Source organism: Rhodanobacter sp. MP7CTX1, from assembly GCF_014205795.1.
In the GTDB taxonomy this organism is placed as follows: Bacteria; Pseudomonadota; Gammaproteobacteria; order Xanthomonadales; family Rhodanobacteraceae; genus Rhodanobacter.
The window spans coordinates 1-22,757 of sequence record NZ_JACHCN010000003.1 but is presented as its reverse complement, the minus strand read 5'-3'; the positions used below and the strand labels follow the sequence as shown (position 1 = coordinate 22,757).

19 protein-coding genes and 1 pseudogene are annotated in these 22,757 nt (G+C 57.8%); 12 read left to right on the top strand and 8 right to left on the bottom strand.

Annotated elements, in window-relative coordinates:
* Positions 1 to 480 precede the first annotated feature (480 nt).
* A complete protein-coding gene (locus tag HDE77_RS04870; RefSeq protein ID WP_184416050.1) occupies positions 481 to 630 on the bottom strand; it encodes a hypothetical protein in 150 nt (49 codons plus the stop codon).
* Positions 631 to 780: 150 nt separating this feature from the next.
* Here HDE77_RS04870 and HDE77_RS04865 point away from each other — a divergent pair, with 150 nt between their 5' ends.
* The 5 genes and pseudogenes from HDE77_RS04865 to HDE77_RS04845 all read left to right on the top strand — a co-directional run bounded on the left by HDE77_RS04865 (position 781) and on the right by HDE77_RS04845 (position 4,429).
* Positions 781 to 1,410, top strand: a complete 630-nt coding sequence (locus HDE77_RS04865) for a hypothetical protein (protein WP_184416049.1) — start codon at positions 781 to 783, stop codon at positions 1,408 to 1,410.
* A gap of 146 nt (positions 1,411 to 1,556) precedes the next feature.
* Entirely contained in the window at positions 1,557 to 1,787 is a 231-nt protein-coding gene (locus HDE77_RS04860; protein WP_184416048.1) for a hypothetical protein, read from the top strand.
* A 48-nt stretch (positions 1,788 to 1,835) separates the two neighbouring features.
* Positions 1,836 to 2,911 (top strand): annotated as a pseudogene (locus HDE77_RS04855) (IS3 family transposase).
* 105 nt (positions 2,912 to 3,016) lie between these two features.
* On the top strand, positions 3,017 to 3,775 hold the full coding sequence (locus tag HDE77_RS04850) for a DUF4145 domain-containing protein (protein ID WP_184416046.1): 759 nt from the start codon (positions 3,017 to 3,019) through the stop codon (positions 3,773 to 3,775).
* Positions 3,776 to 4,216: 441 nt separating this feature from the next.
* Positions 4,217 to 4,429, top strand: a complete 213-nt coding sequence (locus tag HDE77_RS04845; RefSeq protein WP_184416045.1) for a hypothetical protein — start codon at positions 4,217 to 4,219, stop codon at positions 4,427 to 4,429.
* A gap of 90 nt (positions 4,430 to 4,519) precedes the next feature.
* On the opposite strand, the gene HDE77_RS04840 is transcribed toward HDE77_RS04845, so the two are convergent.
* Together HDE77_RS04840 and HDE77_RS04835 are read right to left on the bottom strand one after the other, a co-directional pair.
* Positions 4,520 to 5,632, bottom strand: a complete 1,113-nt coding sequence (locus tag HDE77_RS04840; RefSeq protein ID WP_184416044.1) for a hypothetical protein — start codon at positions 5,630 to 5,632, stop codon at positions 4,520 to 4,522.
* Between the two features lie 69 nt (positions 5,633 to 5,701).
* Positions 5,702 to 6,298 (bottom strand): hypothetical protein, encoded by a 597-nt coding sequence (locus tag HDE77_RS04835; protein ID WP_184416043.1) that lies wholly within the window; start codon positions 6,296 to 6,298, stop codon positions 5,702 to 5,704.
* Positions 6,299 to 6,955: 657 nt separating this feature from the next.
* On the opposite strand from HDE77_RS04835, the gene HDE77_RS04830 reads away from it, so the two are divergent.
* Together HDE77_RS04830 and HDE77_RS04825 are read left to right on the top strand one after the other, a co-directional pair.
* The gene (locus tag HDE77_RS04830) at positions 6,956 to 7,636 is read left to right on the top strand and encodes a VOC family protein (protein WP_221444129.1); all 681 of its coding nucleotides are present in this window, start codon (positions 6,956 to 6,958) and stop codon (positions 7,634 to 7,636) included.
* 13 nt (positions 7,637 to 7,649) lie between these two features.
* On the top strand, positions 7,650 to 7,904 hold the full coding sequence (locus tag HDE77_RS04825; protein ID WP_184416042.1) for a hypothetical protein: 255 nt from the start codon (positions 7,650 to 7,652) through the stop codon (positions 7,902 to 7,904).
* Between the two features lie 455 nt (positions 7,905 to 8,359).
* Here the strand turns inward: HDE77_RS04825 and HDE77_RS04820 are convergent, their stop codons facing one another.
* The 4 genes from HDE77_RS04820 to HDE77_RS04805 form a co-directional block, all read right to left on the bottom strand.
* The gene (locus tag HDE77_RS04820; protein WP_184416041.1) at positions 8,360 to 9,205 is read right to left on the bottom strand and encodes an enoyl-CoA hydratase/isomerase family protein; all 846 of its coding nucleotides are present in this window, start codon (positions 9,203 to 9,205) and stop codon (positions 8,360 to 8,362) included.
* A gap of 54 nt (positions 9,206 to 9,259) precedes the next feature.
* Positions 9,260 to 10,825 (bottom strand): aldehyde dehydrogenase (NADP(+)), encoded by a 1,566-nt coding sequence (locus HDE77_RS04815; protein WP_184416040.1) that lies wholly within the window; start codon positions 10,823 to 10,825, stop codon positions 9,260 to 9,262.
* Positions 10,826 to 10,894: 69 nt separating this feature from the next.
* Complete coding sequence (locus HDE77_RS04810; RefSeq protein ID WP_184416039.1) at positions 10,895 to 11,764, bottom strand: 3-hydroxyacyl-CoA dehydrogenase; 870 nt, start codon at positions 11,762 to 11,764, stop codon at positions 10,895 to 10,897.
* Between the two features lie 13 nt (positions 11,765 to 11,777).
* Positions 11,778 to 12,401 carry an isochorismatase family cysteine hydrolase gene (locus HDE77_RS04805; protein WP_184416038.1) on the bottom strand — a complete coding sequence of 208 codons (624 nt, stop codon included), beginning with the start codon at positions 12,399 to 12,401 and terminating at the stop codon, positions 11,778 to 11,780.
* Positions 12,402 to 12,550: 149 nt separating this feature from the next.
* Here HDE77_RS04805 and HDE77_RS04800 point away from each other — a divergent pair, with 149 nt between their 5' ends.
* Positions 12,551 to 13,456, top strand: a complete 906-nt coding sequence (locus HDE77_RS04800) for a LysR family transcriptional regulator (RefSeq protein ID WP_343206060.1) — start codon at positions 12,551 to 12,553, stop codon at positions 13,454 to 13,456.
* A gap of 60 nt (positions 13,457 to 13,516) precedes the next feature.
* Here HDE77_RS04800 and HDE77_RS04795 read toward each other — a convergent pair whose 3' ends face one another.
* Complete coding sequence (locus HDE77_RS04795) at positions 13,517 to 14,161, bottom strand: response regulator (protein WP_343206064.1); 645 nt, start codon at positions 14,159 to 14,161, stop codon at positions 13,517 to 13,519.
* A 247-nt stretch (positions 14,162 to 14,408) separates the two neighbouring features.
* Here HDE77_RS04795 and HDE77_RS04790 point away from each other — a divergent pair, with 247 nt between their 5' ends.
* The 4 genes from HDE77_RS04790 to HDE77_RS04775 all read left to right on the top strand — a co-directional run bounded on the left by HDE77_RS04790 (position 14,409) and on the right by HDE77_RS04775 (position 22,574).
* On the top strand, positions 14,409 to 14,792 hold the full coding sequence (locus HDE77_RS04790) for a response regulator (protein WP_184416037.1): 384 nt from the start codon (positions 14,409 to 14,411) through the stop codon (positions 14,790 to 14,792).
* Between the two features lie 153 nt (positions 14,793 to 14,945).
* Positions 14,946 to 20,462 carry an ATP-binding sensor histidine kinase gene (locus HDE77_RS04785; protein WP_184416036.1) on the top strand — a complete coding sequence of 1,839 codons (5,517 nt, stop codon included), beginning with the start codon at positions 14,946 to 14,948 and terminating at the stop codon, positions 20,460 to 20,462.
* 272 nt (positions 20,463 to 20,734) lie between these two features.
* Complete coding sequence (locus HDE77_RS04780) at positions 20,735 to 22,069, top strand: epoxide hydrolase family protein (protein ID WP_184416035.1); 1,335 nt, start codon at positions 20,735 to 20,737, stop codon at positions 22,067 to 22,069.
* A gap of 58 nt (positions 22,070 to 22,127) precedes the next feature.
* Positions 22,128 to 22,574: an Ohr family peroxiredoxin gene (locus tag HDE77_RS04775; RefSeq protein ID WP_184416034.1), complete on the top strand. Its 447-nt coding sequence runs from the start codon at positions 22,128 to 22,130 to the stop codon at positions 22,572 to 22,574.
* Positions 22,575 to 22,757: the final 183 nt, after the last annotated feature.

The window sequence follows — 22,757 nt, the reverse complement described above, 5'->3', positions numbered from 1 at the left end:
GCACAAGCTCATCAGCAGGTTTGTCTGTGTTGCCTGTAAGGAAGGTGAGCCTCCCAAAACGCGATGAAGCGCCTGGTAGAACTTTTGACGTATGACCACAGCCGCCTCCCACTCGATACCGCTGCCTTTTGGACCATGCGCATATCCTCCTTTGTGATTTCAGATAGAAGAGCGATCACTTCGGTAACCCCAAACCCCAGCAGGAAACCCGTGGGGCCAAAAACCGCATGTGTACAGCCCGCCATCATCAGTCTCAGGAGGCCACCTCTGAGAGACGCAATTTCCGCGTTTCGACAGGTACGAGTTTAGTTACTTGTGCTGCCCAAGCCCAGCGGTAGTGTTACGCGCCGGCAAAGCCGTCAGCCACGAACGCCGACTATGAGGCCCAAATGCCCAGGCATTTTTCCGAAACAGGATTGTTAGAGCCGGCTGCTACTGCACACGGGGAACTTCTGTGTCGTCCGAGGCCTTGAGCAAGGCTCAGCCTTGCTGGGAGGACGCGCCTTTACGCATTGCGTCGAGCGTCGGGCCAACCTGGTTTTTGGCGTGGTCGGCCGTCTTTTTCTGCGCGGCCTCGTATGCACTGACGTTGAATCGAAACTTCAACTCTTCGCGCATCAATGCCAGCACAGGGACTCGTGGGGGGGAAGCCACTCTTGCCCGACTAGTTTTCGCCTAAGATTACAAGCCGCACCGAACTCGCCACAGCGTCGGGGTATGGCCGTGGCACAAGCGAAACCGCCATGTTTGCCCCACCAGCACGCTAAAGGAATTGAAACGATGAGCCAGGAAGCTTCGAACGAGATAGCGAGTTGCATGGGTCTCATTGATAGCATGCTGCGTGAGCTGTTCCCAGATGACTACGATGCACGATGCGTGTACGCCGCCTTCGGTCTTTCCTCACTACTCAGACAATTGGGCCTCGACGCCCGTATTGTTGGAGGTGATTTTCTTGCATTCGTCGTCTCGAAGGACGGCCGGCAAGCAAATTTTCAGGGCTTCGGGCAAGGAAGCGATTTAGCGCTGCCGTCGCATTTCTGGGTCGAGTCCTCGGGGCGACTCCTCGACCTAGGCCCCCACTATTTGCCTCGTAAATCCAGCTTTCCCGCTGCGACCATACCAGCGATAGCGCTGCCACTTGCTCAGTGCCCACTATTCCTCCGATATCGACCGAAATTTCGCTATGAGCCCGACGTACAACTAGCGTCGAACGACACCATCACTGGCCGCATGCAAGCATTTCTTAAGGAGTGCAATAGCCGGTGGGAACAGGGAATACGCCCGACGCTACCGACTTGGATTTTCAGCGGAAAAGAAGCGTTGCAGCGAGCCATGACCCGCAGAGACCCTTGGGCACACGGCGCGATCAAATTTGCGAGGTATGCGCGAATCGAAAAGCTTCCGTTCTAGATGCTACGTCCTTCCGAAAAATACTTCTTCACGTCCGATCTCCTCAAGTGTGAGGTAGGACCTCTAATGCTTCGTGCTACTCAATTCCAGACGGACGTCGCCTGGCACACGCCCAGAAAATGAACACACATGCGGATCAAAACCGAATGGACATGAACGGGCTCGGCAGTATGACCAAAGAGCGAATGGATGCCCAGCTAAAGCAAATGGAAACGTTTGTTGGCTTCTATACATCTGAAGGATTTTGGGTCGATGAGGCGATTGACCCCTACAACTTTCAAAGCGCACACCGTCTAGCAGGAATAATTCCCGAAATCGCCGTTCAAACAGTAAACGACACGTTTAAAGCACTTGTGTCGACGTCCCCCCGGTTTTGAGTAGCACAGCGATTTGGAGTCCAATCCCTCAACCCAAGGAGATTGGACGTGAAGAAGCGGTTTACCGAAGAACAGATCATCGGCTTCCTGCGCGAAGCGGAAGCCGGCATGCCGGTGAAGGAGCTGTGCCGCCGGCACGGCTTCAGCGAGGCCTCGTACTACCTGTGGCGCAGCAAGTTTGGCGGGATGAGCGTGCCCGATGCCAAGCGCCTGAAGGAGCTGGAGACGGAGAACGCGCGGCTGAAGAAGTTGCTCGCCGAGCACGTGCTCGAGAACGAGGTCATCAAGGAAGCGTTGCGAAAAAAGTGGTGAGCGCACCGGCTCGACGCGAGTTGGTGCGGCACATAGTGGACAAGGGCTTGAGCGAACGCCGGTCGCTGGCGATCGTGGGCATGAGTGCCAGTGCGTATCGCTACGAGACGCGCCCGGATGGTAACGAGGATCTTCGACAACGGATCGTGGCCCTGGCACAGCGGCACAAGCGCTACGGCGTGGGGATGATCTACCTGAAGCTTCGACAGGAGGGACTGCTGGTGAACTACAAACGCGTGGAGCGTCTGTACCAGGAAGCGAAGCTGCAGGTGCGCCGACGCAAGCGGAAGAAAGTGCCAGTAGCTGAGCGGCAACCGCTGTTGCGGCCGTCGGCACCCAACGAGGTATGGTCGATGGATTTCGTGTTTGATCGCACGGCGGATGCTCGTGTCATCAAGTGCCTAACCGTGGTCGACGATGCCACCCACGAGGCAGTCGTTATCGAGGTTGAACGGGCGATCTCCGGCATGGGCCTGGCGCGCGTGCTGGATCGTCTTGCGCTCAGTCGCGGCCTGCCCAAAGTCATTCGCAGCGACAACGGCAAAGAGTTCTGCGGCAAGGCCATGGTCACCTGGGCACACGAACGTGGCGTGCAGCTTCGCCTGATCGAACCAGGCAAGCCCAACCAGAACGCTTATATCGAATCGTTCAATGGCCGCTTTCGCGATGAATGCCTCAACGAGCACTGGTTTCCCAGCCTGTTACACGCACGCACCGAGATCGAAAGCTGGCGTCGGGAATACAACGAGGAACGACCCAAGAAAGCACTCGGCGGACTGACGCCTGCCGCCTATGCAAAACAGTTACAGTAATCCCGGACTCTAATTCGCTCCGCTACTGAAAGCGGGGGGACGTCGGTGTGTATCGATGGCCTAGTTCTTCTGAGAATGGACCATCTAGCGACATCCATACCTAACATGGGCGACCCCAACAAGCTCAACGAGTCTGTCCAGTGGTGGGATGAGCACTTGGACTACGCGAACACTTTGCTACTTCTTATCGAGTCTGAATCACTCAAATGCACGATTTCGCAGGAGGCCTTAGCCGATGCAGTGTCGATCTCTGATACCTGTAGAGTCGGCTTCCTGGACGGCTCGGTGGTTAATCGAAGATATCCTCGACGCTGGTCGCCTCTGCGCGCACGAAGCGATCTGACTGCATGGATAGCCGGCGGAATGAAGACGCCTTTGACCACCAATGAGACACTCGATGACTTGGCGCTTTGGCGCGTGGTCAAGAGATCGGTGATTGTAGACGCCCTAGATAGTTTTACTTTCGTGTCGAAAGACGCCGATTTGGTGAAGAGACTATCGTTCATTGCAAAAGCGAAGACAGCCTACAAGAACAACGACTACAAGGTCTCCTTCACACTTCTATGGTTCGTTATCGAGTCTTCCGTCAAGGCCATCTTTGGCCCTCGGTCACAAAAAAACGGCCGCCCCATTCCAGTCAGCAAAATGGTCAATGAACTCCGTGACACCGGCTTGATTCCTGCCAAGATTGCCGACCTGGTGGACACACTTCGCAAGCTCCGTAACCAATTGGTGCATGAACCTGGATCAACCGTCTGCCACGCACATGACTGCATGCAAGCAGTCCATGCAGCGACTCAACTCGCGACGGTCACCGCCAACATCGATTTAAGGATGAAATGGGAGACTGGAGTGCAGTTTTGAGGTTGGGTGTAAACCACCTCTGGGAAATCACCGAGAGCCTCGATCTCTCGGAAAAGTCCAGGGCTTCATTGGGTGTCAATCGGTCGATATCGTCGACAAAGAACACAAAGCGCTTGCCGACGGCCCGCAAGGATCCCGCCGCTTTCTTCTTCACCTTGGGCACCCCTTGAGGCTCGACCAATCCTCTTAGTTTGGGGATGTATCCAGCCAGCCATCTGACAGGCGCCTTCGCCCAGTGAGATATTTTCGGAAGATAAGCGAGTACGCTTTGGTTTCCTGGCTACGAACGTTCCTTCCTGCTACTACGTGACGGTAAACAACTACGAGTATTTGAGCGGGCGAACTTGAATGCGGGGATCCAGCTTTGATGCACACTCGCGTGAGGTGCTCACTGGCCGGTCGCGCTATTCTCTTTGCCTCTTCGTGGATCGAGGATGCGCTATGGCGAATATCGAATTACGAGATCTGCATTTGGTGAAAAAGGCGCTCGCTATAGCAGTGTTGGCGATCGAGCGCCAATCCGGGCCGTTGCGGCCCGGTTCCGATCAGCACGAAATGAAACTGTTGCTCGACCGATTGACCTCAGACTCGGAAATCGAGCACTACACCCGCTCCGCGTGGATCGCGGTGACAGGTGGGTTGCCACCACAATGAGGGGGAGAGAAGTTGCCCGCATGCCGCTGCGCAAGCCCACCACGATCGTGCGAACTTTTCCTGATCAGTTGCCAACCTATCGCTTCATGATCAGAAGGGAATCGAATCATCAAGGTCGCTCCTGAATCCTTGAATAAGATCCACGGTGTCGGACTTTCCACGCTCTTCGTATGCCTTGATCCATGATGCCGCCACCCTGTCAGCGGCCTGCCAGAAGGCATAGTCAGACTGGGCTATCGTTTCAATCGCTATGATCCTTGCCTTCTTCTTCAATTGTTGTTCGATGCTCGGCGACAGAATCGATAACATGATTGGCCCGAACCAGCGCCGTGCGTCCTCAGGTACTAGAAATTTGCCGATCCCGGCGAGGACAGCTAAGTCTTCGTCTCTGAGCAAGTTACCGATCGATCCGAAGATATGCTCCTTGACGATCGCGAGGTGTTGCGGACTCAGGTGCTCCAGGTCGGACCCCTTGAAGAAAGCCATTCGGTAGGTCGCAATAACTTCACCATCCTCTTCCCGCAGCAAACGCGCGAAGCGATCAGCTACTTCCGTTTTCCGAGAAGCGGAAAGCGACTCAAATATCGTTCGAAAGGCTGCCTCGATGCGTTTCGCTACCTCTTGACCTTCGAAATACCCTAGATGGGCCCGATGTGCTTTGGGGAGAAGGTCAGTGAGAAGTCTGACGCGCTGAGCCTCCCGCACTTCGTCAAGAAGGTGCCTCAATATCGACTGAATTTGGAAATCTTTCTCGATCTTCTGGAGAATCTGCTCAGCAGTCAGACCTACCGTGTCTCTTCTGGTTTGCGCGATGTCGTCAACGATCAGCTCGATCAGTGCAACCGCGATTTCACCGGACGCGCGGTTTGGCGCCTTCTCTTCGAGTCGAATCATTCGGCCTGGGTGGATCAGGTTTCTATATGACCGGACGACAGCGCACAGATCCGCCGTTCGGTCGGAAATTGCGCCATCCTCCTTGCAAGCAGCAATGGCTTCGGCGAGGTCCATTTTTAGGGGATTCTTTCCGGGCGGCCCGTCGGGCTTCGAAAGCAGATAATCGACAAGTAAGCATTCGACGATGCTACCAGCCATGACCTGGGCGCTCTTCCAAGCTCCCACCTTGGCGGCTTTTTGCATTTCCTCGTAATCGCCTTGCAGCGAGTTGCGAAGGTCCACCGATTCAATGTAGTCAAAGTTGGGCAAGAGACATTGTGAGCCGACGCCGGCTGCCCAAACGCCATGTGTCGCGAGTACCGGCCCGTCTAGACCGGTTTACTTCCTTCCAGCCAGCACGTAACTACATGCTGCACGACCGTCGTCGCGAGATCCTGCCATACCAGTTTTATGCAGAAAATCTAAGCCAACAAGCATTGGCTTGTAGCTAAACCCTCGTGTCTGATCCCCATGCATGGCAATCACGCCACCGTGCCCGCTTGGCAATCCTTGCAGTACCGCCATACTGGTCGCTAGTGATACATCGATGATTTCCATACTGGGCAATGTTAGCCACGCATGGATGTTGACTAGCCCTCCAGTGCGATAGGTCCGTAGTCTATCTTCGATGAACATCTCATCGAAACGGAACATCCCATTCTCAGTGCCGTCGTCGACCCAACCGTTTGTGTAAAGAACAGGGCAGCCAAGCCATTCTTGAATCACTGGCAGCAGACGATAGTGAATGGCCAAGCACTGACCCACAACGTCGCTGAAGTCCAATTCACCCAAGCCCCCACGTACGATGTAAGGAAACTGAGCGTGCGCAGTGGCATCGAGCCACCGACGTTCTGATTCAAATGCATACGCGGGAACAGCCAGGCCCAAACGACGTGACCTTTCTTCGGCGGAGCGGAAATCTTCTGTGTAGGGCATCAGATTGATCCGAAACAGGGCGAAACTCGAGCGACATGGCCCTCAAATACCTTTGACATGTCCACTCCATTTACCTTCACACATGGATCGGCAGACAGTTCAGAAACTTTAGCGAAGTAACTCCATAGTGATTACAGGAGACGTATACAGAGCCACTAACGATTGTGGCACGCCCTTGCTTCCGCGAAAACGAGTAGGCCTCCTCGCCCTGTCGACTCCCCTTAAACTTGATCCAGGCAAAAACAGAGATCTCCCGGCGACGGCGCGATCCCGAAGAAGTGGAGATGATGGCGGTGGCGCTGACCACGCAGTGCCCCTATTGCATCGAAACCCACAGGGGGGAGGCGTTTAAGGCCGGGCCACCAAAGTGGAGCATGCCGAAACCGCGTTCGTCGCTGCAAACCTGCGCGCCGGTGGGACCGTCACCCATGCCACGCATCTGATCTCGGAGTAAAGTGGGGCGGGCATGGGCAGCCAAGCGCCGTCCATGCCCGCCCGATCGTCACGGCCGACCCGGCGCCAAGAGATGCGGCGTAGCGAGTACGGGTTGCACGCCACCCTGGTCTCGTTGACGTTTCACAGCCCGGTTCCGTTTACCAAGCTTTGTTGTCGTCAATCTCAAAGGCCGCGTTGCGGCCCAAGCTATCGGAGGTCCACATGATGAGCAGCGCTGCAGTTGAAACCCCGCATGCACGGGGTGTGGATATGAAGCTCGAGATCATCGTCATCCCTGTTTCGGACGTTGATCGCGCCAAGCGCTTTTACGGTGGCCTGGGGTGGCGGTTAGACGCTGATTACCCTTCAGAGGATGGCTACTTCCGCGTGATTCAGTTCACCCCGCCCGGTTCCGGGTGCTCAGTCATCTTCGGCAAGAACGTCACCGCGGCCACCCCCGGATCCGCCCAGGGCCTCTACCTGATCGTCTCCGACGTCGAGGCAGCTCGTAAAGAACTGGTCGGTCGCGGCGTGGAGATCAGCGAAGTATTCCACGACGCCGCTGGCGTGTACGCCGGCCAGGACGAGCCTTACCTGTTCGGGAGGGTCCGGGTTAGCGGTCCGGATCCCGAACGTAGCAGCTACCGCTCGTTCGCCTCGTTCAACGATCCGGACGGCAATGGCTGGCTGTTCCAGGAACTCACCCATCGAGCACCCGGCCGCATCGACACGGATGTCACGACATTCACCTCATCGGCGGATCTCGCGGCTGCGCTGCGGCGGGCGGAGGCTGCGCACGGCGAGCACGAGAAGCGTACCGGCGGCCAGCGCGATGAGAATTGGCCGGACTGGTACGCGGAGTACCTCATCCGCGAGCAGGATGGGAAGGGACTGCCCTTGTGATGCGGCGGCTCTGATGGGCGCTGTCACCATCGCTGTGGTCGATGCCTCGCCGGCGCGACTGCAAGAAATGGCCCTGGACCGGCTAATCCTACGGACGCCCCGAAAGTGGAAAGACACCCGCTGGGTGAGCCCCACGCTGGACGATGACGACCTCGACTCGTTTGTCGATGCGCTCCTCCGGCGTCTGGCCTCGTTCGACCGTGAAACGTTGGTCGCGGCGAAGGCATGGATCAATCAGTTCTGGACGCGGACAGCAGCCGAGCTTTAGTCGAGCATCGACATGTTCTTCTCAATCCTCGCATGGTCCAGCACGCAGGCCGTTCCAAGGTCGGCAGTATGGGTTACGGTGCTCCGAGCGACTTCGAATTGAACTTCGGCCGATACCGTCCTGCGGGCGGGCAGGCAACGAGGACACTGATGCGCAACCCGATGATCGTCGCCCTGGATTTCAGAACTCGGCGCCGATGGCACCAGAGGTGAGCTGACACCAATCAGGCGGCCTCGCGCGCCGAGTTGTTCAGACATTCCCTACGGACGGTCCCTACGCACGATAAACCCCTCGTTTCTCTGATGCGAGCGAAGCGTTAGGTCAAGGGACTCCCAGTCGTCATAACGATTGCTGTCTGGCACCCGATGGCCAAGAACTTTGACGAACCAAAGTAGTTCAGGCTCCCGACTGACATAAACATAGGCTGGAAGTGCCATCATCTCCGGGGAAGTCCATTACTTCGCGCTCGCGCCGTCGTTGAGCTGACTTAGGTAGCGACCAAAGTTCAGCTCAAGATCGCTATAACGGCCAACACCAAGCGCCGCAAGTTTGGGAGCACGCGTTGCCGCGCCTGGCCAACGATAGGCGCCAAAGAAGGCCTGCTGGGATTCGTTGACTGACGCGGATGACGGCTCATCATAATGCGCATTGAGAAGGCGCTTGGCCTCCGAAAGAGCTTGCTTATCGAAGGACGCGATTCGGCGAGCAAATGCGTCGACGAAACCCTCAAACTCTGCGTCGGGGACAGCGCGGTTCAGCCATCCGTACATCTCGGCCGTCACCGCATCAAAGTCGTCCGCTCCCAAGATGACTTCCAGCGCGCGCCCTCGCCCGACCAGACGAGGCAATCGTTCCAACGCACCGCCGCCCGGAAAAAGGCCAACCCCGACTTCGATCTGCGCCAGGATAGCTTTCTCCCTGCTGCCAAAACGAATGTCACAGGACAGCGCAAATTCGGCGCCTACGCCCCGCGCCCGCCCACGGATCGCTGCAACCGTCACCACCGGAACCCTGGACAGCCGGTCGACGAAGTCGACCCACGGATAGAGACCGTTCGGCCGGGGCGTGACTATCGTGTCGAGCCCGGCCGAGGCGCTGAAGTGCGCGATGAAGAATTCGGGGTTCGCGCTGTCGAAAACAATCACACGCAGATCCGGATCAGACTCCATGAGTTCGATGAGGTTCAGTAGCTCGGGCACCGTGGCCGCATCGAGCAGATTGATGGGGGGATTATCGAAGGTCACGCGCCAGTACGCGCTGTTCTCGCGGGTGATTTTCAGCTGTTTGAGGGAAGTATCCATGGTTGAAAAGCCTCGCTGCCCGGTTAGATCCTGCAATCACTAAGCGCTTACGACTTACTGGCCGTCCACCAGGCGCGGCACTTCCAAAGGGTTGGCGTCGCGTAGCGCCTCTGGCAGCAGGTTGTCCGGAAAGCCTTGGTAGCTGATCGGCCGCAGAAACCGCTCGATCGATGTCATGCCGACCGAGGTGAAGCGGCTGTCCGAGGTCGCCGGGAAGGGTCCGCCATGGATGGAGGCGAAGGAGACCTCCTGCGGATGGGAGAAGGCATTTACGACCACACGTCCGGTGCGACGCTCAAGCAGAGGCAGAAGGCGACGAGCCAGCGCCGTATCACCGGGCTCCAGGTGCATGGTTGCAGAGAGCTGTCCGCGGAGCGAGCGTGCGATGGCCAATAGCTCTTCCTCATTGCGGGCTTTCACTAGCAACGCAGCCGGACCGAAGACCTCTTCCGCCAACGCCGCGTTGGACAAAAAAGCCTGTCCATCAACCTCGAGCAGCACTGACTGTCCATCGAAGGCCGCTTGTGATGTGCCGCCCTCGGCGACACGGCAGGCCCCTTCGCCTTCCAACCTCGTGACGCCGCGCTCATAGGCCGAGTGAATACCCGGTGTGAGCATAGTGCGCGCCGGTGCACCGGCAACGCGCTCGGCCATGGCATCACGCAGCGCATCGAAACCCGGGCCTTCGATGGAAATAAGAATGGCCGGCTTGAGGCATGCCTGGCCCACGTTGACTAGCATTCGTTCCGCGAAACCATCGCCAATCGCTGCCCCTCGCGCTGCCTGCGCAGCGGGAAGAATGAAGGTGGGGTTGACGCTTGTCATCTCGGTGAATACCGGGATGGGGTCCGGGCGCCGTTGCGCGCGTCGATAGAGGGCCATCCCACCCACCTCTGAGCCGGTGAACGTCACTGCTTTGACGAGCGGATGATCGACCAGTGCTTCGCCGATCGCATTGCCTTCGCCGCGCAACATGGAGAAGACGCCCTCATGCAGCCCGCTCTCGCGCACCGCATTGCGGATAGCGCGCGCCTGGATTTCCGATGCGCCGGGATGGGCGTTGTGGGCTTTCAGGATCACCGTTGCGCCCGATGCCAGCGCGGACGCCGTGTCACCACCCGCCACTGAATAGGAGATGGGAAAGTTGCTCGCACCGAAGATCGTTACCGGGCCAATCGCCATCTTCTGGAGGCGATGATCCATGCGTGGCCGGGGTTGGCGTTCCGGCAGTGCGGGATCGATGGAGAGTTGCAGGAAGCGGCCCTTTCGTACCACATCCGCGAATTGGCGGAACTGTGTCGCCGCTTTAGCTGCCTCGGCTTCGAGTGGTGCTTCGGCAAGGCCAGTTTCCAGCGATGCGCGTGCGGCCAGTTCCTTGCGCACGGCATCCAGGTTGTCTGCAATACGCTCGAGGAATTGAGCGCGCTCTGTGAGTGAAGTGTGGCTGTAGCTGTCGAACGCATCGTCGGCGAGCAAGGCTGCCCTATCGACTTCAGCCAATCCACCGAGCGCAAACTCCGGCTCGATAACCTGGTTCGTCGCGGGATTAAGCGCCTTCATGGTTCCTTCGGTCGCCGCGACTTCGCTGGCGCCGATAAATAGCTTGCCTGTCAGTTTCATGATGAGTCACCTTTAAGTTGTTGCCGCAAAGCACGCGATGCGCGGCTTAGTTGGCGGGCCTTTTAAGAGTTAGAGCATGCAGATGCCGGTGAATCTTCCGGATCCCGAGATCAGTCGACTCCAGCGCCGGCCGTCGAGATAACCGACCTGGATGTTGCCGCCGAGGTCGGCCACAAACATGCGGTTCGTATCGGGATCGAGTGCCAGACCAATAGGCTGATCCAGACCCATCGTAAGCACCTCAGGTGTGCTGTGGGCGCCAGTGACTGGATCAATTCGGGCGCGGTAAGCGCTGCCGCCGCCTGGACCACGAGAGCGATCGGTCCAGTAGAGACTGTCGCCGCCCGTGTTGAACTCGAGGTCGACTGGTTCAGGCAAGTTGTCGATCAGAAGCTCAATTTCCGAAGTGGCATACGGACGGCTTGGTCTATCCATCGGCGCGCGGAAGATGCGGCCATGGCCGCCACTGGGTGGCCCCTTCTGTGTCCAGTACACCTGACGCCGGTCGAGATCGAGCGCCATGCCTACGCACCAACGTGTCGCATCGCCGCGATGGACCTCTGCATCACCGGTTACCACCAACGCCTCGACTGAAGTGCCGTCGAGATTCGCCCGCATGATTCGCATACCTTCCCGATCACACCAATAGATATGGCCGTTTGCCATGTCGAGGCGAAGTTGCTTGGGCGTGCGCGTCGCGCCTTCGGCAACGATGGTCGTGCGCTCGCTGCCATCCAGTCGCGCGCGTTCGATCGATCCGTTCGCGTCCTCGAAGGTCGGCCCCATGTTCGTCCAGTACAGGTAGCCGGCCTCGCCATCCACCACAATGCCATCCGGGTGGGGGCAGCCATCGACCAGGACCGTAAGGTCGCTGCCGTCCTCCCGGGCGGTTATTACTGCGCCTCGGGACTGGTCGAGGAAGAAGAGTCGATGTGTCATGGCCGTCGCTCGCTTACTTGGTCAGGTTCGCGACGAGCTCGTCCGTCGTCACGATCGAGTGTGCGAAAGTGGGGCCATTGAGCTCATGCGCGGCGTGCATCATCTCCGGCTTGAACGCCGCCGTGGCATCGCGGACCAGTGTGACGTGGTAGCCCATCTCACTTGCATAGCGTGCCGTGCACTCAATGCATGTATTCGCCAGAAGGCCCGCGACGATGACGTGCGTGATGCCCTTCTGCTTCAGGCGGAAGTCGAGGTCGGTGTTGGCGAACCCACTCGAACCCCAATGCTCATGCACGATGGTGTCTCCCGCCTTCGGTGTGAAGTCCGGATGCCATTCACCACCCCATTCGCCGCGTGCGAAGTGGTGGCGCTGGGATACCTTCACCTGGTTGGGATTGGGGTGGTCCCAACCTTCATAGTCGCCCGGCTCCCAGCGGCGGTGCGGAACGAAAAAGACGGGAACGCCGTGGTCGCGCAACTCGCGGTCAAGCTTGCGCAGGTTGTCGAGTAATCCGACTTCGTCGGCAATCGGCTTGATGAAGGAATACACCTTGCCACCATCGGACAGGAAGTCGTTGTACGGATCGACCAGCAGGTAGGCAGTTCGATTGGCGGGATATGTGGTCTTAGACATGGCGTGTCTCCTAGTGGGAAGAAGTGCCGGTCGCTGCCGAGTGGAACTGGTCTTTTGCGCGGGCCGGGAACGGGGAGAGAAATTAGGCCCTTCCAGATCCGCCCACTAGACGGTAAATTCGGTAGGCATCCTTCCACCGGTGAGAGGCTGTGGACCGATTTGAAGCCATGACGATCCTTTTGGCAGCGGTAGACACAGGCAGTCTTTCCGCAGCCAGTCGCCAACTGCACATTCCGCTGGCCACCGTCAGCCGTCGTGTATCGGAATTGGAAGAACACCTCCAGGTCCGTCTGTTGTTGCGAGGCACGCGAAAGCTCACCCTGACCGATGCTGGCAGCGATTACGTCACCTCGTGTCGCCGCATCATGGAAGACATCGTGGAAGCCGAGCGCACGGCGACGGGCGAATATCGAGCGCCCCAGGGAGAGCTGATCATTAGCGCGCCACAGGTCATTGGCCGTCATCATGTAGTTCCCGTGCTGGTGGAGTTTCTGCACGCGTATCCGGAGATTCGCGCTCGCATCCAGTTGAGCGACCGCGTTGCAAACTTGCTGGAGGAACATGTCGACGTCGCCGTGCGCGTTGGCGAACTTCCCGATAGCGACATGATCGCCACACGCATCGCACTTATCAGCCGCGTGCTGTGCGCTGGTCCCGCCTATTTGAAATCGCGCGGCATGCCAAAAGAGCCGATCGATCTTGCCTCACACGATTGCATTACCTACGACGGATATTCCGCCGCAGACAAATGGGAGTTTCGTTCGGGCCAAACCTCTCAGGTGGTCCAAGTATCCTCTCGCCTCACTGTGAATTCGGCGGAGGCAGCCGTCATTGCTGCCATCGCCGACGCCGGCATCGCCCGCGTCCTATCGGACCAAATCTTCGATCCACTGAAGTCAGGGGTACTGGTCCGGTTGCTTGAGGCATTCGAACCAACGCCCATGCCTGCAAGCCTGGTGTATCCGAAACAACGCCACGTACCGCTCAAACTGCGCGCATTCCTTGACTTCGTAACGCCACGACTGCGGGAACGTCTTGGCTATAAAAATTCGTAAAGTCCTCAGGTCAGCGTACACGGCGATCAGACCACCCTTGGGATGATCTTCCGCGAAGCGCTAGGAAATCTCCTCTGAGTCCTTCGGCAACAACTTCAGCTTATCTACCATCCTGCAAAGTTCGGCGAGCGATGCAACTTTGACCTTGCGCATCATGTTGCAGCGATGAACCTTCACCGTGGCCTCCTTAATGCCGATGTCAGCGGCTATCTGCTTGTTCAAGCGACCCTTCGCAACCTCAAACAAAATCACGCGCTCACGCGGCGTCAATACATCCAATCGCGCCCTCAATGCGATCTGAGTTTCGTCCTTCTCGCGCCGCGCGCGGTCGCGGGCAAGGCCAAGATTTACTGCGTCAAGCAGATCCTGATCGCGGAACGGCTTGGCGAGAAACTCCACGGCGCCCCTCTTCATCGCTTGCACAGTCATCGGAATATCACCGTATGCGGTGATAAAAATTATCGGTAGACCTATGCCTTTTGCGGCAACGTCTTTCTGGAAATCCAGACCACTCTGCCCAGGTAACCGCACGTCGAGCACAAGACAGCTAGGAGCATCGGGCAGTTCCGCTCCCTGAAAATCGGCGATCGACGCAAAGAGGTGGGTCTGCAGACCCATGGACCGCAGTAACCGTCCGAGCGAGGCACGAAAGGGTTCATCGTCATCGACGACCAACACGTGACCGCCCGAATTTGCCACCGACACCGATTTCGTTCGCGACCCAAGGTCCACGGAACGCACCTCACTTCCATCGCAGCCATCTGCTGCAGTTCGTCGTAGTCCCCGTGCGAGGGAAGTCTAGTCCAACCATTGGCCTGCGGAGCGCCGAACTACCTAAACCAAGGTTTAGAGCCCGACGCTCCCGGCAGCGCTATGCTTGCGTCAAGAAGCGTTACCGAACCGCGCCCTTGGGCGCGGCGTACCGGCTGCGATAGGCGTGTTGGAGCCTCCATTGTCTGAGCGATCGCTGATCTCCATCGTTGACGACGACCAGTCCTTTCGCGACTCCATGCGAAGGCTGCTGAAGTCGCTTGGCTACGCTGTCGCGGTGTTTCCTTCCGCCCTCGAATTTCTTGCCTCCCCCAAGATCTCGGCCACCGCCTGTCTCGTCGCGGACATTCATATGCTTTCAATGTCGGGCATTGATCTTTACCGTCACCTGATCAAGAAGGGGCAACCGATTCCGACTATCCTGGTGACGGCTTACCCCGATGACCGGGTTCGCGAGCAACTGCTGGCCGAGGGCGTCGATTGTTATCTTTACAAGCCGCTGGACGAGAGCCATCTCATTGGCTGTTTACGCTCTGCATTTGCCCGCGGTAGCGCTCCGACATAGACAACGAATGATTTACTTTTGCGGCACGAGGCGAAGGAAGATGACGGTCAGCCAACCGGTGCCGATCGCGAGCATGCTGGCCCCGAATTCCAAACATTCCGCGTAGCTCACAAAACCCTACAGTGCTTTCGAATCACTGACGGTAACAGGCAGATGAAGGCTTCTTCCTTGCTAGGCGCCGGTTGGGAAAATGGATCCCTTGAGGTGCTATGGGAAGACGCCGAACGCGCGTTCTGTAGAACAGGGCGCGGTGAGGGTGGGAGCGATGCGTACGCATTCATACCTCTCCCTGGCGACGACGAGCATTCGGCAGGTGAGGTCCTCAGCCGCATGACGCACGAATTTCAGCTCAAGGATTACCTCGACTCCGACTGGGCACTGCGCCCCTTGGACCTCGTCCGTGAACGTGGACGCATCCTGCTGGTTGTCGACTACGAAAAGGGCGAGCCCCTAAACCGGCTGATGCGTCACCCTATGGAAATTGGGTGGTTTTTGCGGGTGGCGGCGTCCCTTGCGGCTGCGCTTGGCCACCTCCATGGCAGCGGCCTCATCCATAAAGACATCAAGCCGGCAAACGTGATTGTGGATCCTGCGACTGGGCAGGTCCGGCTGACTGGGTTCGGCATTGCCTCTCGCCTGCCCCGAGAGCGGCAAGCGCCCGAGCCTCCGGAATTCATCGCCGGAACGCTCGCTTATATGGCACCCGAGCAGACTGGAAGGGTAAACCGCTCGGTTGATTCCCGTAGCGACCTTTACTCCCTTGGGGTGACGTTCTACGAGATGCTGACCGGCAGTCTTCCGTTCATGGCATCCGACCCCATGGAATGGGTTCACTGTCACGTCGCGACAGAACCGAAGAGGCCAAGCGAGCAACTGGAGAGCATCCCGGCATGCATCTCTGCCATCACCATGAAACTGCTCTCCAAGACTGCCGAAGAGCGATATCAGACAGCGGCCGGCATTGAGAGTGATCTTCGACGCTGCCTCTGCGAGTGGGATGAATACGGTCGTATAAGCGACTTCGAACTGGGCACTCAGGACATGCCCGATCGGCTCATGATCCCGGAGCAGCTCTACGGTCGTGACCGTGAACTCGACACCCTTCTCAACGCGTTCGACCGCATCGTTGCCGGCGGAAGACCCGAGTTGGTACTCGTCTCCGGATACTCTGGCATCGGCAAGTCCGCCGTGGTCAACGAGCTGCACAAACCACTGGTTCCTCCCCGCGGGCTGTTTGCCGCGGGCAAGTTTGACCAGTACAAGCGCGACATCCCGTACGCCACGCTGGCCCAAGCCTTCCAGAGTCTTATCCGGCCGCTACTCAGCAAGAAAGAAGATGATCTGAGCAGGTGGCGCGATTTGCTCTGTGATGCGCTTGATCCAAATGGTCAACTCATGGTGGATCTCGTTCCGGAGCTAAAGCACATCATAGGCGAGCAGCCACCCGTACCCGAACTGCCACCACAAGATGCGCAACGTCGCTTCCAGCTCGTATTTCGGCGATTCATAAGCGTCTTCGCCCGACCTGAGCATCCGCTGGCACTTTTTCTCGACGACTTGCAGTGGCTTGACGCGGCTACTCTCGATTTGCTCGAGGACATGCTGACTCGCACGGATCTAAAACACTTGTTGCTCATCGGCGCCTATCGAGACAACGAGGTCAGTGCCACCCATCCATTGGTGCGCAAGCTGGACGCGATCCGCCAGGCCGGCGCCGTACTGCAGGACATCGTCCTGGCTCCCTTGAGCCGCCACGACCTCGGTCGTCTGCTTGCCGACTCACTCCACTGCGGGATGGAAGGCGCGGCGCCTCTTGCGCAGTTGATCCATGAAAAGACAAGCGGCAACCCCTTCTTCGCCATTCAATTCATTTCTGCCCTCGCCGATGAGAGGTTGCTTGCCTTTGATCACGCCGAGAGACGATGGTCATGGAACCTGGATCGCATCCGCGCCAAAGGCTACACAGACAACGTCGTCGAGCTGATGATCGCAAAGCTGACTCGCCTTCCCATCGATACGCAGAAGGCAATGCAGCAATTTGCATGCATGGGCAATAGCGCCGAGTTCGGCATGCTGCAAAAGGTATATCAATCGTCTATCGAAGATATGCACCAACATCTGTGGGAAGCCGTTCGGACCGGGCTGATCTTCAGATCGGAGAATTCGTACCATTTCCTTCACGACCGGGTGCAAGAGGGAGCATATTCTCTTATCCCCGAGAGTAAGCGTGCCGAGGCTCATCTAAGAATCGGCATGCTGCTGGCTGAGCACATTCCGCCCGAAGAACGTGAGGAGGCGATATTCGAAATCGTCAATCAACTCAATCGAGGCTCACGCCTAATCGCCTCGTCCGAGGTGCGGGCGAGAGTCGCAGAGTTCAATCTCATCGCGGGAAGGCGAGCAAAAACTTCGACAGCGTATGCTTCGGCGCTAAAGTACCTTCGAGCCGGTCGAACGCTGCTTAGCGATGAGGCGTGGGAGCAGAGCTACGGACTCGTCTTCCAGATCGAATACCTCATGGCCGAATGCGAGCTGCTTACTGCTGACATGGCGTCAGCGGAGGACCGGCTCGAACGGCTGGCAGAGCGAACGAACTATCGCCACGACTTTTGCTTGGCCACACGCTTACGGCTCACGCTATACACCACCCTTGATCGCTGCGACCGTAGCGTAGATGTGTTCCTGGACTGGCTACGTCGACAGGGTACTGACTGGTCGAATCGCCCAAGCCGTGAAGACGCGACGCGTGAATACGACCGTATTTGGACCTTGCTCGGCGATCGACAGATCGAAGAGCTTCTGGACATGCCTCTGATAACGGATCCCTGCGTCCTCGACACCCTGGACGTCTTCACCGAGATCGTTACGCCGGCCACTCTCTTTGACGAGCACCTGTCATCGCTCATTGTCTGTCGCCTGGTGACGCTTAGTCTGGAACACGGTAACTCAGATGCGGCGGGCTTCGCCTATGTTTGGCTTGCCATGTTCGCTGGCCCGCGTTTCGGCAACTATCGAGACGGATTTCGGTTTGGCCAGCTTGGCTACGATCTGGTGGAGAAGCGCGGACTGACGCGTTACCAGGCTCGAACATACATGTCGGTGGGCGCCATGGTCATGCCGTGGGAGGGCCACGTCGCGAACGGTCGCGAGTTGGTGCGCCGCGCATTCGATGCGGCGCATCGTATAGGGGACCTCACGTTTGCCGCTTATAGCTGGGACCAGCTGATCACCATCTGCCTGGCCGTTGGGGACCCTCTCGCCGAAGTTCAATCTGAGGCCGAAAACGGTCTGGTATTCGCCAGAATGGCTCGATTTGGCCTTGTCATCGAACTTTGTGAATCGCAGCTCGGGCTCATCCAAACCCTTCGCGGTGTTTCGCCCATGTTGGGTAGCCTGGATCACCCTGGTTACGGCGAGATCGACACCGAGCATCGTTTAGCGGGCAACCCAAACCTGGTCTTTGCCGAGTTCTACTATTGGACGCGAAAACTGCAGGCTCGCTTCATCGTCGGCGACATCGCATCAGCAGTCGACGCCGCCCAGAACGGTCAACGTATCCTGTGGACATCGGCAGGCATGTTCGAAACCGCGGACTTTCACCTCTATGCTGCGCTCGCTCACGCCTCAGCTCATGGATCCGCTTCTGCCGATAAGCGATGTGAGCACCTCGACGCGCTGCTGGCTCACCACCGACAGATTGAAGTATGGGCAGAGTTGAACCCCGCGACCTTCGAGAACCGCGCGGCGTTGGTTGGTGCCGAGCTCGCCCGGGTCGAAGGACGATGGCTTGAGGCGCAAGATCTCTTTGAGAAAGCCATTCGTTCGTCCAAAGAGTACGGCTTCGTGCATAACGAAGCGATCGCTAACGAACTGGCCGGGCGTTTCTACGATGCTCGCGGCTTCGAGAAGATCGCGATCGCCTACCTGCGAGATGCGCGCCACGGTTACCTTCGTTGGGGAGCGGACGGCAAGGTCCGCCAACTCGACGAACGGTACCCGCAGCTCAGGCTGGATAAGTCGATATCCGATGCCACCAGCACGATCCTGACCTCGGTTGAGCGTCTCGACCTCGCGACGGTGATCAAAGTGTCCGAAGCCGTATCGGGCGAGATGGTGTTCGAGAAGCTTATCGATACCTTGATGCGAACGGCGCTTGAGCACGCAGGAGCGCAACGAGGGCTACTCATCCTTCCCAAGGGAGATGAATATCAAATAGTCGCAGAAGTCAGAACCGGTCACGGCGGCGGCGTGACGATGGATATGCGTCACTCGCAGGTGACTGCAGAAAACCTTCCAGAATCGGTGTTGCGTTACGTTGTTCGCACGAAGGAAATAGTGGTTCTGCAAGATGCCACAGGGCACGGGCCATTCTCCACGGACGATTACGTCGGGGTCCACCACGCGCGTTCCGTGCTCTGTATACCCATACTCAAGCAGGCCATGCTCCTCGGCATCCTGTACCTGGAGAACAACCTGACGCCTGATGCTTTCACGCCCTCTCGGATGGCCATCCTGAAGTTGCTCGCGTCGGAAGCGTCGATTTCCATGGAAAACGCGCGGCTCTACCAGGACCTTGCCAACCGCGAATCTCGCATACGTCGCTTGGTGGACGCAAACATCATCGGCATCTTCATCTGGGATCTTCAAGGCAGGATCCTGGAGGCCAATGAAGCGTTTCTCCGGATGCTTGGCTATGACCACGAAGATCCGGCCTCAAAACACCTCCGTTGGACCGACCTTACTCCCCCGGAATGGCTTGATGGTGACCGGGGGAAACGCATGCCCACACTGAAGTCCACGGGCCGTATACCGCCTTACGAGAAGGAATTTTTCCGCAAGGATGGGATCCGGATTCCGGTGCTGATCGGCGTGGCGGCCTTTGAAGAAGAAGGCACCGAAGGCGTTGCCTTCGTGCTCGACCTGTCGGAACGCAAGCACGCGACCGACACGCTGCGTGAACTGCAAGCCGAGCTCGCACATGCAAATCGGCTGGCAACCATGGGACAACTCGTGGCAACCATCGCTCACGAAGTGATTCAGCCGATTGGCGCTGCCCGCAACAACGCCAATGCCGCACTACGCTTCCTCGCAGCAGAGCAAAGGGACCTGGGCGAAGTACGCGAGGCCATCGAATGTGTTGTCAGCGACACCTATCGTGCGGGAAACATTGTTGGCAGGATTCGCGACCAGGTTAAGAAGCTACCTCCGCGGCAGGAGGGGGTCGACTTGAACTACGCGATCGAAGAGGTGATCGCACTCGTGCGAGGCGAGCTGTCCAAAAATCACGTCGAAGTGCAGATGCGTCTGACCAAGGGGCTGCCTCCGGTTCACGGCGATCGGGTTCAGCTGCAGCAGGTCATCTTGAACCTGGTCATCAACGCTATCGAGGCCATGGCGAACATCGATGGCGAATTGCGGCAGCTGTCCGTCAGCACCGCGTCGGCCCCCGCGGATGTGATTCTCGTTGCGGTGGGCGATTCGGGACCCGGTGTCGATCTTGAGTATCGCGAACGTATCTTTGAATCCTTTTATACGACCAAGGCTGATGGAGTGGGAATCGGCCTATCCATATGCCGCTCGATCATAGAAGCGCACGGCGGGAGCCTTTGGGTCGATCCAGCCCAGTCCCGCGGCGCGATCTTTCGATTCAGTCTTCCGGTGAATCGCTAAACGAAGGTTTAGTACGCGTGGCCACTGCTCGCTATTGCCAGTCCCCCATGAAGGACGCTCGCCATCCTGGGCTTCAGGACTCGCAACCTTCGCTTGCGTTCAAGGCGGCGAAGCGGGACGCAAGCTCGCGGTTGCGGATGATCTTTACCACTGTGTAGATCCCTAAGCCTCTGCTCAATAGACGCACCCTCCTTCTTCTCCTTTAATTCAAGTCAACCTGTGTGCCGTCACGCGCACATCGACGTCAACGAACAGGTGCCAAGGAGATCGACATGAAAGAGATTTCAGAGGTATCTGACCCGAGTCGTCGACACTTTTGCGGCGCTGCGGCGGCGGTCATCGCTGCAGTCCCGATAGGAATGTCCGGTTTATTTTCAGAAAGGAGCGAAGCAATGAATGCGGGTGCCCAGCAATCAGTCGCAGATAACATGGCCATTCGACCGTTTCATATGACATTTTCGGACGCGGAGCTCACTGACCTGCGCCGTCGCATCAAGGCGACACGATGGCCCGAGAAAGAGACGGTCACGGATCATACTCAAGGCGTGCCGCTTGCCACGATGCAAAAGCTCGCCAGCTACTGGTCGACCGATTACGACTGGCGCAACGTCGAGACGCGACTGAACAAGCTGCCCAATTTCATCACCGAAATTGATGGGCTGGACATTCACTTCATCCACGTCCGATCGAAGCATCCGAATGCTCTGCCCGTCATCATCACGCACGGTTGGCCAGGTTCGATCATCGAGCAGATGAAGATTATCGACCCGTTGACCAACCCCACGGCACACGGCGGTAGCGTAGCCGATGCTTTCGATGTGGTGATTCCGTCCATGCCGGGCTACGGATTTTCAGGCAAACCGAGCACGACAGGGTGGGACCCCGACCACATCGCACGCGCATGGGTCGTACTGATGAAGCGCCTTGGATACACAAAGTTTGTGGCACAAGGTGGGGATTGGGGCGCGATCATCACCGAGCAGATGGGAGCGCACGCGTCACCGGAATTGCTCGGCATTCACACCAATATGCCTGGCATTTTCCCAGCCGATATCGATAAGGCGGCTTTTTCCGGCGCGCCAGCACCATCGAGCCTGTCACCTGACGAAAAGATCGCTTACGAGCGCCTGGCATTCGTATATTCAAAAGGCATCGCCTACGGATATCAGATGGGATTACGCCCGCAGACGTTGTACGGCATTGAAGATTCACCGGTTGGCCTCGCGGCGTACTTCCTTGATCATGATGCGCGCAGCCTTACGCTCATCGCGGGCGACTTTGACGGACACCCTGCGGGCATTTCTCGTGACGATGTGCTCGACAACATCACGCTCACCTGGCTCACCGGCACGGCGCTTTCTGGTGCGCGTCTCTATTGGGAGAACAAGTTGCCGTTCTTTGGCATCAAGGGCGTCAAGATCCCGGTCGCGGTAAGCGTCTTCCCCGACGAACTCTATCCAGCCCCGAAAAGTTGGTCTGAGCAGGCGTTTCCCAAACTCATCCATTACAACAGACTCGCCAAGGGTGGCCACTTCGCAGCGTGGGAGCAGCCAACACTCTTTACAGAAGAGCTTCGCAGCGGATTCAAGCCGCTCCGCACGGCTTGACTAAGGGCTAACGATTCGTACTAAGCGCACCACACCCATTACTTACGAGAGACGTGCCATGACCAAGATCGAAAAAGTAATTTTTACCGGCTATACCCATACCGTCCTCAATCAGGACCCCAAGGCCCAGAAAGGAGACTACGGCGTCGTTGATATCAAACTGTCCGCGGTAGGCGGCGAAAGCCATGAATTTATCGGTGCGGTGACACACCCGACGGCCGAACAATTCTTCGCAGGCGCGTGGTCTTCTTGCTATCTCGCCGCCCTCGTCCTCGCAGCGTCCCTGAAAAAAGTAAGCCTTCCGTCCGATTTTTCCGTGGATATCCAGGTCGATGTGGGTCAGACCGGTCCCGGCTGGTTCCTCGGCGCGAAGTTCACTGTCCGCATTCCGGGCATGGCACAGGACCTTGCGGAGCAGCTTGTTCATGACGCGCATGAAATCTGCCCGTACTCAAAGGCTGTCAAGGGCAATATCGAAGTCGCGGTGAACGTTGTAACAAAGTGAACTGCCTTGCGGTCGGTTCGTCGCCTCCCGCACTTCGAACCGGCCGCGGCATGGGCAAGCTAGATACCCTTGGAGTTACCTATGAAAATTGGACTTGCCCGGCTCCGGCAGACACTTCGGCCCTATGATTTGAGCATAGGAGGAAGTGCAATGAGCAACCAGAGATTTACTCCGGAATTTAAA

Bases quoted from the DNA above. Each gene is read 5' to 3' on its own strand.
- HDE77_RS04785 (WP_184416036.1), top strand. From the start codon at position 14,946: ATGAAGGCTTCTTCCTTGCTAGGCGCCGGTTGGGAAAATGGATCCCTT.
- HDE77_RS04775 (WP_184416034.1), top strand. From the start codon at position 22,128: ATGACCAAGATCGAAAAAGTAATTTTTACCGGCTATACCCATACCGTC.
- HDE77_RS04780 (WP_184416035.1), top strand. From the start codon at position 20,735: ATGAAAGAGATTTCAGAGGTATCTGACCCGAGTCGTCGACACTTTTGC.
- HDE77_RS04830 (WP_221444129.1), top strand. From the start codon at position 6,956: ATGATGAGCAGCGCTGCAGTTGAAACCCCGCATGCACGGGGTGTGGAT.
- HDE77_RS04845 (WP_184416045.1), top strand. From the start codon at position 4,217: ATGGCGAATATCGAATTACGAGATCTGCATTTGGTGAAAAAGGCGCTC.
- HDE77_RS04820 (WP_184416041.1), bottom strand. From the start codon at position 9,205: ATGGATACTTCCCTCAAACAGCTGAAAATCACCCGCGAGAACAGCGCG.
- HDE77_RS04810 (WP_184416039.1), bottom strand. From the start codon at position 11,764: ATGACACATCGACTCTTCTTCCTCGACCAGTCCCGAGGCGCAGTAATA.
- HDE77_RS04835 (WP_184416043.1), bottom strand. From the start codon at position 6,298: ATGCCCTACACAGAAGATTTCCGCTCCGCCGAAGAAAGGTCACGTCGT.
- HDE77_RS04825 (WP_184416042.1), top strand. From the start codon at position 7,650: ATGGGCGCTGTCACCATCGCTGTGGTCGATGCCTCGCCGGCGCGACTG.
- HDE77_RS04850 (WP_184416046.1), top strand. From the start codon at position 3,017: ATGGGCGACCCCAACAAGCTCAACGAGTCTGTCCAGTGGTGGGATGAG.
- HDE77_RS04865 (WP_184416049.1), top strand. From the start codon at position 781: ATGAGCCAGGAAGCTTCGAACGAGATAGCGAGTTGCATGGGTCTCATT.
- HDE77_RS04805 (WP_184416038.1), bottom strand. From the start codon at position 12,401: ATGTCTAAGACCACATATCCCGCCAATCGAACTGCCTACCTGCTGGTC.
- HDE77_RS04815 (WP_184416040.1), bottom strand. From the start codon at position 10,825: ATGAAACTGACAGGCAAGCTATTTATCGGCGCCAGCGAAGTCGCGGCG.
- HDE77_RS04860 (WP_184416048.1), top strand. From the start codon at position 1,557: ATGGACATGAACGGGCTCGGCAGTATGACCAAAGAGCGAATGGATGCC.